We start from the raw sequence: 14,970 nt of genomic DNA, 5'->3' as shown, positions 1-14,970 counted from the left end.
CAGCTGCCGGTTATGAGCAGCCCATTGCAGAGTGCGTGCGTGGAGGCATGCACTCTGCAACATCCTTTTTGAAATGAACCGGGGGGATTCTTTTGATGAAAAAGCAACGGGCATTTTGGACGAACAGATTTGCCGCCGAAGATACGATCTCCATGGTTCCTTACAGCGCGGCGACCAGCAGCAGAGACTTGAAGCGCCAAGCCCAATCAACCGGCATTGTGCCTTGCGCGCTGCCTGCCCGAATGACCGAAAGGCTGAGCGCGATTGCCGGCGGTTCTACGATCGCATTATCCAACCTGCTGCTTGCGGGCGTAAGTTGTCTGCTTTACAAATATACGAATGAAGCGAATGTCATTCTTGCTATGCCTCCGGTCAAAACGTCCGATGCGCCGCTTTTGAACGATTTCATTTTGCTGAAAGCCGAAGTGAACGGGCAGGAGTCGTATAAATCGCTATTGTCCCAACTGAGCGCGACGGTCAGCGAATCGATCGCCCATCAAAATATGACGCTGCAAAAAATGGCCGGCGATTTGAATATGCAATACGAGCCCGGCGGAGCTCCGATTATTCATACGATGTTTTCTTTCCGCCATTTACATACGTTTTACGAACCGGGATCGGTCGTTTCCGATCTTGAGTTTGCGTTTGGCATGGACGAAGCCGGCGTGCAGTTGAACCTGATCTACAACGAAGGTCTTTACGGGCGGGAAGCTGTCGAGCAGTTGGCCGTTCATATTCAGCAATTGCTCACCGGAGCGCTGGCGAATCCGGGTGCTCCTATCGATGAAATCGAAATTATGACGGCCCGGGAGCGGGAGCAAATTTTGCTGGAGTTTAACGACACGGCGGCGGTGTATCCGAGCTTTGCGACGATTCACGCGCTATTCGAAGAGCACGCTGCGCGCACGCCGGATAAAACGGCGGTGCGTTTCGAAGACGCCGTGATGACTTACGGCGAGCTGGACGAGCGGGCGAACCGGCTGGCCCGCAAGCTGCGCGCCGCAGGCGTGGGGCCGGACGGTAAGGTCGGCATCCTGGCCGAGCGGTCGATGGAGATGATCGTCGGCATCTACGCGATTCTGAAAGCTGGAGGCGCCTACGTACCGATCGACCCCGAGTATCCCGAGGAGCGGATTCGCTACATCCTCGAAGATTCCGGCGCACAGGTGCTGCTCAGCCAGCGGCATGTGCTCGATCGTCTGCCGGCCATCGCTGCGGAAGCGGCCGGGCTGATCGATCTGAACGACAGCGGCGCGTACGCGCATGACGGATCGCCTTTGGAGCCGCTCGCCGGGCCTCGCGACGTCGCCTACGTGATCTACACGTCGGGTTCGACGGGCAAGCCGAAGGGCGTCATGATCGAGCACCACTCGGTCATCAACCGGATTTTGTGGATGCACGAGCGGTATCCGATCGGCGAGAGCGACGTTATTTTGCAAAAAACGGCGTTCACGTTCGACGTGTCGGTGTGGGAGCTGTTCTGGTGGGCGATGGTCGGCTCCAGCATGTGCCTGCTGTCGGTAGGCGGGGAGAAGAGCCCCGAGCGGATTTTGGAAACGATCGAGCGCTGCGGCGTGACGACGATGCACTTCGTGCCGGCGATGCTGCACGCGTTCCTCGATTATGCGGAGCAGCAGCCGGGAGCGAAGCTGGCCGGGCAGTTGGGAACGCTGCGCCAAGTATTCGCCAGCGGCGAAGCTTTGCCGCCGCAGCATGTGGCCCGGTTCCAGCAGGCGGTAGCGTGGGTAAACCGCGCGCGGCTGATCAACTTGTACGGACCGACGGAAGCGACGGTGGACGTGTCGTACTTTGACTGCGAGCCGGATGTCCAATATCCGGTCATCCCGATCGGCAAGCCGATCCACAATACGCGGCTGTACATCGTGAAGGAAGGCACGCTGCAATTGCAGCCTGTGGGCGTGGCCGGGGAGCTGTGCATCGGCGGCGTCGGCGTGGCGCGGGGCTACCTGAACCGCGCGGAGCTGACGGCGGAGAAGTTCGTGGCCGATCCGTTCGCGGACGGCGGACGGATGTACCGGACCGGGGACTTGGCGCGCTGGCTGCCGGACGGCAATATCGAATACCTGGGCCGGATCGACCACCAGGTGAAAATCCGCGGCTACCGGATCGAGCTGGGCGAAGTGGAGTCGCAGCTGCTGAACGTGGAGCGCGTGAATGAAGCGGTCGTCGTCGCCCGCGCGGACGAGAGCGGCCAAAAGCTGCTGTGCGCGTACTACGTGGCGGAGACGGAGCTGCCTGCCAGCGAGCTGCGCTGCAGGCTGGCGGAGACGCTGCCGGCCTACATGGTGCCGACTTATTTGATCCAACTGGAGCGGATGCCGCTCAGCCCAAACGGCAAAATCGACCGCAAGGCGCTGCCCGCTCCGGAAGCGAGCGTTCGCTCGGAAGCGGAGTATACGGCTCCGCGCACGCAGACGGAAATGAAGCTCGCGCAAATTTGGCGGGATGTTTTGGGCCTTGAACGCGTCGGCGTGAAGGACAACTTCTTTGAGATCGGCGGCCATTCCTTGCGGGCCGCGACGCTTGTCGCCCGCATTCATAAAGAAATGAACAAACAGCTGGAAATTCGCGACGTGTTCCAGACACTGACGGTCGAACAGATGGCGCAAAGGATCGAAAGCAAGGAAACCCGCATGCTCGCCGCGATTCCGAATGCGCCGGAGAGCGCGTATTATCCTGTTTCCTCGGCGCAGAAACGGCTGTACATTTTAAGCAATCTGGAAGGCGGAGCGCTGGGGTATAACATGCCGGGGGTCGTCCTGGCGGAAGGGCTGCTGGACCGCAATCGTCTGGAGGAGGCGTTCCGCAAGCTGATTGCACGGCATGAAACGCTGAGAACGAGCTTTGAGCTTGCGGGCGGAGAGCCTGTGCAGCGTATTCATGAGCATATCGAATTCGCTATAGAGGATATCCGCGCGCATGAAGATCAGACGGAGGCGGCGGTTCAAAGCTTTGTGCGTCCGTTTGACCTTGCCCAAGCTCCTTTGCTGCGGGCTGGGCTGATCGAGCAGGGGGCGGAGCGTTATTTGCTGCTGATCGACATGCACCATACCGTATCGGACGGCGGTTCGCTAAACATTTTCATCCATGAACTTGCGCTGCTCTACAACGGCGGGCAGCTGCCGCCTCTGCGCAATCAATACAAAGATTATGCGGTGTGGCAGCAGGCGAACATGCAAAATGAAGAATGGCAAAAGCAGCAGGCGTATTGGCTGGATACGTTTCAGGGCGAGCTGCCGACGCTGGATCTCAAAGCCGATTTTGCGCGTCCCGCCGTGCAGAGCTTTGAAGGGGACAGCGTTCGGTTTGCCGTTGACCGGACAACGAGCGACGCATTGCGCCAACTGGCGGCGCGGAGCGGCAGCACGCTTTATATGGTTTTGCTCGCCGCTTATGCAGCCCTTTTGCATAAATATACGGGACAAGAAGATATCGTCGTCGGCACACCTGTTGCCGGACGCATTCATGCCGACCTGGAGCCGCTTATCGGCATGTTTGTCAATACGCTTGCGATCCGCAGCTACCCGGCCGGCGACAAAACGTTTTACAGCTTTTTGCAGGACATAAAGGAAAAAACGCTGAGCGCGTTCGAGCATCAGGCGTATCCGTTCGAAGAGCTGGTCAGCAGGCTGCAGCTCAAACGGGATATGAGCCGCAATCCTTTATTCGATACGATGTTCGAGCTGAAAAATGCGGAGCAGACAGACGCGAGCTTTGAGGATGTTCGCTTTTCCGCTTATCCGCGGGAAGACTCCGTCGCGAAATTCGATCTTTCTCTGGAAGGCGCTGTAGAGGAAGACGGCATCGCGTTCCATCTGGAGTATGCGACAGCGGTTTACAAAAGAGCGACGGCAGAGCGGCTCACCAATCATTACAGCCAAATTTTGGCATCCATTGCCCGCGATCCGCAGCTTCCTTTGTCCGCGCTCGAATTTATTGCGGCTGAAGAAAAAGCGCAGCTTTTACACGCATTTAGCGGCAAAGGCGCCGAAGGTCTGGAACCGCTGCTTGAAAAGCCGTTTCATGTCTATGTCGAAGAGCAAGCGCATTGGACGCCCGAACGTCTGGCTGTCAGCGATACGGAAAACCGGTTGACGTACCGCGAGCTGAACGAGCAGGCCAACCGGCTGGCGCAAACGCTGCGCGGCGCAGGCATCGGCCGGGAAAACAGGGTCGGCATTCTTGCCGAACGCAGCACCCTGCTGATCGTGGCGGTGCTCGCCGTATGGAAGGCGGGCGGCGCCTATGTGCCGCTAGACCCGGATTATCCGCCTGAACGCATCCGGTTCATGCTGGAAGACAGCGGCGCTGCCGTGCTGCTGACGCAGTCCCATCTGCTGCATCTCGCGCAGCAGCAGGGTGAGACTGAAACGGCGCAGCAACCGCGAGCCGTGCTGTGCCTCGACGACGAGTCCGTCTATGCGGGCTCGACCGCCGATGGTCCGAATGTCAATGCGCCGGACGATTTGGCTTATGTGATCTATACGTCGGGGACGACGGGGCGTCCGAAGGGCGTCATGATCGAACATCGGAGCTTGGTCAATACGGCGTTCGCCTACCGCCGGGAGTACCGCTTGCTGGAGTTCCCGCTGCGGCTGCTGCAGCTTGCCAGCTTCTCGTTCGACGTATTCACCGGCGATATCGCAAGGACGCTGCTGAACGGCGGCGCCATGTTCATTTGCCGGAAGGAAGACCGGATCGATCCTGTGAAGCTGTACGGTTATTTGCACGAATACCAAATCACTTCGTTTGAATCGACGCCTGCGCTGATCGTTCCGTTCATGGAGCATGTTGCAGCCGAGCAACTGGATATCAGCTCGCTGCGCCTGCTTATCACAAGCTCGGACAGCTGCAGCGTTGCGGACTACCGCAGGCTGCAGGAGCGCTACGGCTCGCAAATCCGCATCATCAACAGCTACGGCGTCACGGAAGCGGCGATCGATTCCAGCTTCTATGACGAGCCTTTGAGCAAGCTTCCTTCGGCGGGCAGCGTGCCGATCGGCAAGGCGTCGCTCAACGCCAGATTTTATATTCTTGATTCAAGTTTGAACCCCGTGCCTGTCGGCGTATCCGGGGAGCTGTGCATCGGCGGTCCCGGCGTCGCAAGAGGTTACTTGAACCGTCCCGAGCTGTCCGATGAAAAGTTCGTCGCGAACCCGTTTGTGCCGGGAGAACGGCTGTATCGGACCGGCGACCTGGCCCGGTGGATGGACGACGGCAACGTGGATTTTATCGGCCGCATGGACCATCAGGTGAAAATTCGCGGTTACCGCATCGAGCTGGGCGAGGTCGAATCGGCTATACTCGGTTTTCCGGGCGTCAAGCAGGTGGTCGTTATCGATCGTACCGACGACGGCGGAGGCAAATATTTGTGCGGGTATGCGGCCTCCGGAGGAGAGACGCTTGATATGGCGGCGATGCAAGCGCACTTGCAGCAATCGCTGCCTGCCCACATGGTGCCGGCGCGGCTGATGACATTGGAACGGCTTCCGCTTACGCCAAATGGCAAAATCGACCGAAAAGCGCTGCCGGTGCCGGAAAATGACGGCTTCGCAGGAGGAGCCGACTATGCGGCGCCCCGCACGGCCGTGGAGCAGACGCTCTGCGAAGTGTGGCAGGCCGTATTGGGCGTCCGGACCGTCGGCATCCGCGACAATTTCTTTGAGCTTGGCGGCGATTCGATAAGATCGCTGCAGGTTTCCTCCAGACTGTATCAAGCCGGTTACCGGATGGAAATGAAAGATCTGTTTCAAAATCCGACCGTTGCAGCCTTGAGTCCGTATGTGCAGCGGGTCAGCCGCATCGCCGATCAGGGCGCCGCAACCGGCGAGGCGTTGTTGACGCCCGTGCAGCTCTGGTTTTTTGAGCAAGACTATAAAGAGGAGCATCACCACAATCAGGCCGTACTGCTTTACCGCAAATCGGGCTTTGATGAAGCAGCGCTCCGCAAAGCGGTGAGCAAGCTAGCCGAGCATCATGACGCGCTGCGCTTTGTCATTCGCGGCGAGGGAGCCTGGTACCGGGGGCTTGACGAGGGCGAACCGTACAGTTTGGAAATCATCGATCTGAAGGACGAGGCGGAGCCTGCGGCAGCGATCGAGGCGAAAGCGAGCCTCATTCAAGGCGGCATCAGCTTGAGCGAAGGGCCGCTGCTGCGCCTGGGGCTGTTCCGCTGCAAGGACGGAGACCATCTGCTCATCGCCATTCACCATTTGGTCGTGGACGGCGTCTCCTGGCGGATTTTGTTCGAGGATCTGGCAACCGCGTATGAGCAGGCGCTAAGCATGCAGGCGATCCGGCTGCCGCAAAAGACGGATTCCTTCCAATTGTGGGCAAGCCGGCTTCACGACTATGCGAATCGTCCGGAACTCGCCGGCGAGCATGCGTATTGGGAGCGGATCGAACAAGCCGGCTATTCGGCTCTGCCGAAAGATAGCGAAGGTCTGAACTCCCTGATCGGCGACAGCGAAGTCGTGACCGTCACCTGGATGGAGGAAACGACGGAGCTGCTGCTGAAGCAGGCGCATCGCGCCTATCGCACCGAAATGAACGATCTTTTGCTGACCTCGCTGGGCATGGCGGTTCACGCCTGGTCAGGCATCGAACGTGTAGCCGTCACTCTGGAAGGACACGGCCGCGAAGCGATCATGCCGGATATCGATATATCGCGTACGGTCGGCTGGTTTACGAGCCAATATCCGGTTGTGCTCGACATGGGCGCAAGCGCGGATGTATCCGGGCGCATCAAAACGGTGAAGGAAAACTTGCGCACCGTGCCAAGCAAAGGCGTCGGGTACGGCATTTGGCGGTACTTGTCCGAAGCCGCCAAGTCGGCTGCTTTTGGCGCGGAGCCGGAAATCAGCTTTAACTATTTGGGCCAGTTCGATCAGGACCTTGCCGGCGGCACGTTGGACATATCGCCTTATTCCGGCGGCGACCCAATCAGCGCGAAAGCGGCCAGAACGTATTCGCTTGACATCAACGGGATGATTTCGGGCGGCGAGCTGTCGCTGACGATCAGCTACAGCTGCAAACAATACCGCAAGGAAACGATGGAGCGTTTGGCTGCGCTTCTGCATGACAGCCTGCAGGAAGTCGTGCTTCACTGCTCGGCGCGGGAAACATCGGAAGCGACGCCTAGCGACCTCTCGATCAAAGGAATGACGTCCGAGGAGCTGGAGCGGATCGCGGCGGCGACGCGGCATATCGGCGAAATCGAAAATATATACGCGCTCACGCCTATGCAGCAGGGCATGCTGTTCCACAGCATGCTGGACGCCGGCTCGTCGGCCTATTTTGAGCAGACGACGTTTGACCTGCACGGCCGGTTCGATGCGGAGACGTTCGAGAAAAGCTTTGCCGCACTGATGAACCGGCATGAGATTTTCCGCACGAACGTATACGTCGGCTGGAGAGACCGTCCTTTGCAGCTCGTATTCCGCAGGAAGCGCGGCGGTTTTCATTACGAAGATTTGCGGGAGATGCCCGAAGCGGAGCGGAAAGCTTATGTCGAGCGCCGGATGAGCGAAGACAAGCGGCAAGGCTTTGACTTGACGCAGGACGTTCTGATGAGAGTCGCCTTGCTGCGCACGGGGGAGAACGACTACCGCTTCATCTGGAGTTCCCATCATATTTTGATGGACGGCTGGTGTTTGTCACTCGTTTCGGAAGAGGTGTTCGAGCTGTATCATGCCATGATCGGGCAGCGGACGCCGCAGCTTGCACCGGTGACGCCGTACAGCCGTTATATCGCATGGCTGGAAGCGCGCGATAAAGACGAGGCCACCGCGTACTGGAGCGGGTATTTGGCAGGTTACGAGAATCAGACCGTACTGCCGGCCGGCAGGCCGCAAGGCAAGGCCGAAGGGCAAAGTTTCACAAGCCATTACTGCGATTTCGGCACGGATTTGACAGCCAGGATGAACCGTTTTGCGAAGCGGCATCAGGTGACGATCCACACGCTGCTGCAAACCGTCTGGGGGCTTCTGCTGCAAAAATACAACGGCAGCAAAGACGTCGTCTTCGGCAGCGTTGTATCCGGGCGTCCGGCGGAAATTCCCGGCATCGAGAACATGATCGGATTGTTTATCAATACGATTCCTGTGCGGATTTTGCGCGAGGCAGGGGATACGTTCGACGAATTGGCCGTGCGCATTCAAAAGCAGGCGCTGGCGTCGCATATGCATGATTCACATCCGCTTTATGAAATTCAGGCTCTGACCGAGCAGAAGCAGGATCTTGTCAACCATATTATGGTGTTCGAAAACTTCCCGATGGAAGCGCAAATGGAGCAGCTCAGCGGCGGCGGGGAAAACGGCTTCGAGATTTCCCATGTGGAAATGATGGAGCAGACGAATTACGACTTCAATCTGATCGTCACGCCGGGCGAACATTTGCAGATTCGTTTCGAGTATAACGAACGCATCTATGACCCGGCAGCCGTAGAGCGGATCGGTCAGCATTTGCTTTATATGACGGAGCAGGCCGTCGGCAATCCGGACGCTGCGGTCAGCGAACTGGAAATCGTCACGGCCGGCGAAAGGGCGCAAATTTTCGAGATTTTCAACGATACGGCGATGCCGTCGCCGCAAAACAAGACGATTCACCGGCTGCTGGAAGAGCAAGCGGCAAGGACGCCGGAGCAAATGGCCGTTTACTTCGAAGGCGAGAAGCTTACGTACCGGGAGCTGAACGAGCGGGCGAACAGGCTTGCCCGTACGCTGCGGGAGAGAGGCGTCCGGGCGGATCGTCTGGTCGGGCTGATGGCGGAGCGGTCGCTGGACATGATCGTCGGCGTATTCGGCATTATGAAGGCGGGAGGCGCCTACGTGCCGATTGACCCGGAATATCCGGAAGACCGCATCCGCTACATGCTGGACGACTCGGGCGCGGGGCTGCTGCTCACGCAAGAGCGGCTAGCGGCGCGGATCGGCGATACGGCGAGCGCCGTGCTCCTGCTGGATGACCCGGGCGTTTACAGTGCCGACGGAACGAATCCGGAATATGGAGCGGGCCCCGGCGACCTGGCTTATGTGATCTACACGTCAGGCACGACCGGCAAGCCCAAAGGAGTTATGGTCGAGCATCACGGGCTGACGAATCTGAAAGCTTATTACGATGAAACGCTTCGTATCCATACGTCGGACCGTACGCTGCTGTTCGCCAGCCTGTCCTTCGATGCGGCTTGCTGGGATATGTTCCAGGCGCTGTTCTGCGGCGCGGCCTTGTACGTGCCGACGTCCGAAACGATTTTGAATTATCAACTGTTCGAGAGCTATATGCGCGAACATGCCATTACCGTCGCATCACTGCCGCCAACCTATGCGGTGTATCTGGAGCCGGAGGCGATGCCGAGCTTGCGCATTTTGTTTACCGCCGGTTCGGCTTCGTCCGCAGAGCTGGTGCTGAAGTGGAAAGACAAGCTCGCTTATTACAACGGGTACGGGCCGACCGAAAATTCCGTGGCAACCTCGATTTGGCCGGTTTCGTCCGATCCGGACGCGGACCGTTTGATTTCAATCGGGCGTCCGATGCCGAACCACCACGTTTATATGGTGGACCCGGACGGTCATCTGCTGCCGGCGGGCGTGCCTGGCGAGCTGTGCGTGGCAGGCGCAGGACTGGCCAGAGGCTACCACGACCGGCCGGAATTGACGGCGGACAAGTTCGTCGTCAGCCGGTTCAGCGGGGAACGCATGTACCGGACGGGGGACCTTGCAAGATGGCTCTCTGACGGCAGGATCGAATATTTGGGCCGGATCGACCATCAGGTGAAAATACGCGGCTACCGCATCGAGCTTGGCGAAGTGGAAGCCAAAATTTTGCAGGCCGAGGCTGTGCGGGAAACGATCGTTATCGCGCGGGAAGACGCTGCCGGACAAAACCAGCTGTACGCATACTACGTTGCGGACAGGGACGTATCGGCCCAGGAGCTGCGCACTGCGCTGGGCGCCGAGCTTCCCGGCTACATGGTGCCTTCGTACTTCATCCAGCTTGGCGAAATGCCGCTGACGCCGAACGGCAAAATCGACCGCAAAGCGCTGCCGGCCGAGAGCGGGAATCAGACAGGCGACTCCCGCATAGCTCCGCGCACGCAGATGGAAACGAAGCTGGTTCATATTTGGCAGCACGTGCTCGGCATTTCCGAAATCGGCGTAACGGACAATTTCTTCGAGCTCGGCGGGCACTCGCTGCGGGCGGCTGCGTTAGTCGCCCAGCTGCAAAAAGAATTGGGCCGGATCGTTCCGCTGAAAGACGTATTCCAGCATCCGACCGTCGAGCAGTTGGCGGCGGCGATATCCGGTATGGAGCAAGCCGACTATACGTCCATACCTCTTGCGCCGGCAAGCGAATATTATCCGTTAACTTCCTCGCAAAAGCGGCTATATATTTTGCACCAGCTTGAAGAGGGGGCGCTTGCTTACAATATGCCGGGCGTCGTGACGCTCATCGGCAATGTTGACGCGAAGCGCCTGGAGCAAGCTTTCGGGCAATTGATCGCCCGTCACGATACGCTTCGCACCGGGTTCGAGCTGAGCGGCGGGGAGCCTCTGCAGCGCATCTATCCGGCAGCGGCGTTCAGCCTGCAGGAAAGACATATCGGCGAAGACGATCCGGAGACGGTCATTCGCAGCTTTATACGGCCTTTCCGTCTATCGGAATCTCCGCTGTGGAGAGTCCAGCTTGTCGCGCTTGAGCCGCAGCGGCATCTGCTGCTTTTTGATATGCATCACATCATTACGGACGGCGTTTCGATGGAAATATTCGTCGACGAATGGATTCGTTTGTATGAAGGCGAAGAGCTGCCTCCGCTGCGGATTCAGTATAAGGATTACGCGGTGTGGAGAGCGGGGGCGGATCAGCAGCAGCGGATCGAAGCGCAGGAAGCGTACTGGCTCGATGCCTTCCGCGGGGAAATTCCCGCGCTCAACCTGCCGACGGATTATCCGCGGCCGGCCGCCCGCAGCTTCCGGGGAGATACGGTTCCGTTCGTCCTTGACGAGCAGCGCACCGATGCGCTCAAGCGATTGGCGGCGCAAACCGGTTCGACGATGTACATGGTGCTGTTTGCCGCATATACAGCGCTGCTGCACGCTTACACGGGGCAGGACGACCTCGTGGTCGGCACGCCGATCGTCGGCAGGCCGCATCCGGACCTGGAGCCGCTGATCGGGATGTTCGTCAACACGCTGGCGCTCCGCATGCATCCGTCGGGAGACCAAACGTTTGCGGATTATGTACAAGAGGTCAAAAACCGGGTGCTGCAAGCGTTCGAGCATCAGGAATACCCTTTTGAAGAGCTGATTGAGCGTTTGGATATTCCGCGGGATTTCAGCCGCAATCCGCTGTTTGACACGATGTTCGTCATGCAGAGCAGACAGCGGGAAGAGAAGAGCTTCAAAGATTTGCAGGTCGAGCCTTATCCTAACGGCCACAAAGCCGTACAGTTCGATTTGACGTTCGAAGCCGTCGAAGACGCCGATATCGTAGCTTGCAGCTTGCAATATACGGACGCCTTGTTCGACAGGGAGACCATAGAGCGGATGGCGCTGCATTTCCGGCAATTGATCGACGGCGTTCTGAGCGATCCTTGCTTGAAGCTCGGCGAGCTTGAAGTGATGACGGCCCGGGAGCGGGAGCAAATTTTGCAGCAGTTCAACGACACGGCGGCGGCGTATCCGAGCTTTGCGACGATTCACGCGCTGTTCGAAGAGCACGCTGCGCGCACGCCGGACAAGACGGCGGTGCGTTTCGAAGACGCCGTGATGACTTACGGCGAGCTGGACGAGCGGGCGAACCGGCTGGCCCGCACGCTGCGCGCCGCAGGCGTTGGGCCGGACGGCAAGGTCGGTATCCTGGCCGAGCGGTCGATGGAGATGATCGTCGGCATCTACGCGATTCTGAAAGCCGGAGGCGCCTACGTGCCGATCGACCCCGAGTATCCCGAGGAGCGGATTCGCTACATCCTCGAGGATTCCGGCGCACAGGTGCTGCTGAGCCAGCGGCATGTGCTCGATCGTCTGCCGGCCATCGCTGCGGAAGCGGCCGGGCTGATCGATCTGAACGACAGCGGCGCGTACACGTACGACGGATCGCCTCTGGAGCCGCTCGCCGGACCACGCGATGTCGCCTATGTGATCTATACGTCGGGCTCGACGGGCAAGCCGAAGGGCGTTATGATCGAGCACCACTCGGTCATCAACCGGATTTTGTGGATGCATGAGCGGTATCCGATCGGCGAAAGCGACGTCATTTTGCAAAAAACGGCGTTCACGTTCGACGTGTCGGTGTGGGAGCTGTTCTGGTGGGCGATGGTCGGCTCCAGCATGTGTTTGCTGTCCGTCGGGGGCGAGAAAAGCCCCGAGCGGATTTTGGAAACGATCGAGCGCAGCGGCGTGACGACGATGCACTTCGTGCCGGCGATGCTGCACGCGTTCCTCGATTACGCGGAGCAGCAGCCGGGAGCGAAGCTGGCCGGGCAGTTGGGAACGCTGCGCCAAGTATTCGCCAGCGGCGAAGCTTTGCCGCCGCAGCACGTGGCCCGGTTCCAGCAGGCGGTAGCGTGGGTGAACCGCGCGCGGCTGATCAACCTGTACGGACCGACGGAAGCGACGGTGGACGTGTCGTACTTCGACTGCGAGCCGGATGTGCATTATCCGGTCATCCCGATCGGCAAGCCGATCCACAATACGCGGCTGTACATCGTGAAGGAAGGCACGCTGCAATTGCAGCCTGCGGGCGTGGCCGGGGAGCTGTGCATCGGCGGCGTCGGCGTGGCGCGGGGTTACCTGAACCGTGCGGAGCTGACGGCGGAGAAGTTCGTGTCCGATCCGTTCGCGGACGGGGGCCGGATGTACCGGACCGGGGACTTGGCGCGCTGGCTGCCGGACGGCAACATCGAATACCTGGGCCGAATCGACCACCAGGTGAAAATCCGCGGCTACCGGATCGAGTTGGGCGAAGTGGAGTCGCAGCTGCTGAACGTGGAGCACGTGGATGAAGCGGTCGTCGTCGCCCGCGCGGACGAGAGCGGCCAAAAGCTGCTGTGCGCGTACTACGTAGCGGAGACGGAGCTGCCTGCCAGCGAGCTGCGCAGCAGGCTGGCGGAGACGCTGCCGGCCTACATGGTGCCGACTTATTTGATCCAGCTGGAGCGGATGCCGCTCAGCCCGAATGGCAAAATCGACCGCAAGGCGCTGCCGGCACCGGAAGCGAGCGTACAGGCGGAAGCCGTCTATGTGGCTCCGCGAACGCTGACGGAGATCCACTTGACGCGCTTGTGGCAGGAAGTGCTCCGTCTGCCGAAAGTCGGCATCACCGACAACTTTTTCGAGATCGGCGGCCATTCCCTGCGGGCTACGGCTTTGGCGACCCGAATGTATAAAGAAATGAACATTCAAGTTCCGCTCAAGGACATTTTCCAGGCGCCGACGATCGAGAAGTTGGCCCGCCATTTGGAGAATATGGAAAAAAGTGAGTATTTCCGCATACCTCAGGCCGAGAAGATGCCTTATTACCCGGTATCCTCCGCCCAGAAGCGGCTGTATATAATGAGTCATGTCGAAGGCGGAGAGGTCAGCTATAATATGCCGACCGTCCTAAGCGTGGAGGGACCGTTGGACCGCGAACGGCTGGAAAACTCGTTCCGCAGTCTGATCGGGCGTCATGAATCGCTGCGGACAAGCTTTGAAACCGTGAACGGAGAAATTTCGCAGCGGATTCAACCAGAAGCCGATTTCACGCTGGAGTTTATTCAAGCGGCTCCGGACGCGGCGGAAATATACATTCAGTCGTTCGTGCGTCCCTTTGACTTGCGGGAAGCGCCGCTGTTCCGCGCCGGCCTTATCGAGCTTGGGCCAGAGCGCCACATTTTGATGGTCGACATGCATCATATTATTTCCGACGGCGCTTCATCCGAAATTATCGTCCGCGAGATTGCGCAGTCGTATGCAGGGCTTGAGCTGCCGGAACTGGACATTCAATATAAAGATTTCGCCGTTTGGCAGCAGAAAGCCGCTGCGTCCGAAAGCTATTTGAAGCAGGAAGCTTATTGGCTGAACCAATTTACCGGACAACTGCCGGTTCTGAACTTGCCGATCGCCTATGCGAGACCGCAAATCCGCAGCTTCGAAGGCGCGCTGCTGCAGTTTACGGTCGAACCGGAACTGGCTGAGCAGCTGCGGAAGTTGGCCGCCGATTCGGGAAGCACGCCTTTCATGCTGTTTCTTTCGGCCTTCAACGTTCTGCTCGCCAAATACGGGGGACAGGCGGATGTCATCGTCGGAACTCCGGTCGCAGGGCGTTCGCATGCGGATCTCGATCCGATCGTCGGCATGTTCGTCAATACGCTGGCGCTGCGCAATTTCCCGGGCGGAGATAAGCGGTTTATCGATTTCCTGCTGGAAGTGAAGGAACGGACGCTGCAAGCTTTCGATAACCAGGGCTATCCGCTTGAAGAGCTGCTGGACCGGCTTCCGATCGAGCGCGATCCGAGCCGGAATCCGTTGTTCGATACCGTGTTCGTCATGGAAAATACCGAACGGGCGGACGCTTCGATCGAATCCCTTGCTTTCCGCGCTTACGAACAGGAGCATAGCGTCGCCAAATTCGATTTGACCTTGTCGATGAGCTGGGATGAGGAAGAGCTTCGAGGTTCGCTTGAATATTGCACAAAGCTTTTCGGCAAATATGCAGTTGAAAATTTACGGGACGATTTCCTTGCGCTGCTTGCCGAAATCGCCGACGATCCGTCGCGGATCATCCGCGATTTGAGCCATGGCGCCAGCCCGGACAACCGTGCGCTTTTACAAAATTCCATCGATTTTGCATTTTGATGAGAGCCCGTGTCCGCCTCTGACGGGTGCGCTGCCGCTGCAGGCTTGCCGGCCCGGCGGCACCCCCGGCAAAGGGCGGTCTACTACCGGCTCCGTCTTCAAAAGCAATGCGGCA

General features: G+C 58.9%; 1 protein-coding gene. It reads left to right on the top strand.

Translation table 11 applies throughout. The annotated features are described in order from the left end of the window. Positions 1-95: 95 nt before the first annotated feature. Positions 96-14,855 carry a non-ribosomal peptide synthetase gene (locus tag AC0LWT_RS11975; RefSeq protein WP_474681479.1) on the top strand — a complete coding sequence of 4,920 codons (14,760 nt, stop codon included), beginning with the start codon at positions 96-98 and terminating at the stop codon, positions 14,853-14,855. The last annotated feature ends 115 nt before the right edge of the window (positions 14,856-14,970 follow it).

It is taken from the genome of Paenibacillus sp. sgz302164, assembly GCF_056120505.1.
Note: the sequence above shows the minus strand (reverse complement) of the source record. Positions and strands in the feature narration are given on the sequence as shown.

Coding starts and splice junctions, on each gene's coding strand:
- AC0LWT_RS11975 (WP_474681479.1), top strand. CDS start 96: ATGAAAAAGCAACGGGCATTTTGGACGAACAGATTTGCCGCCGAAGAT.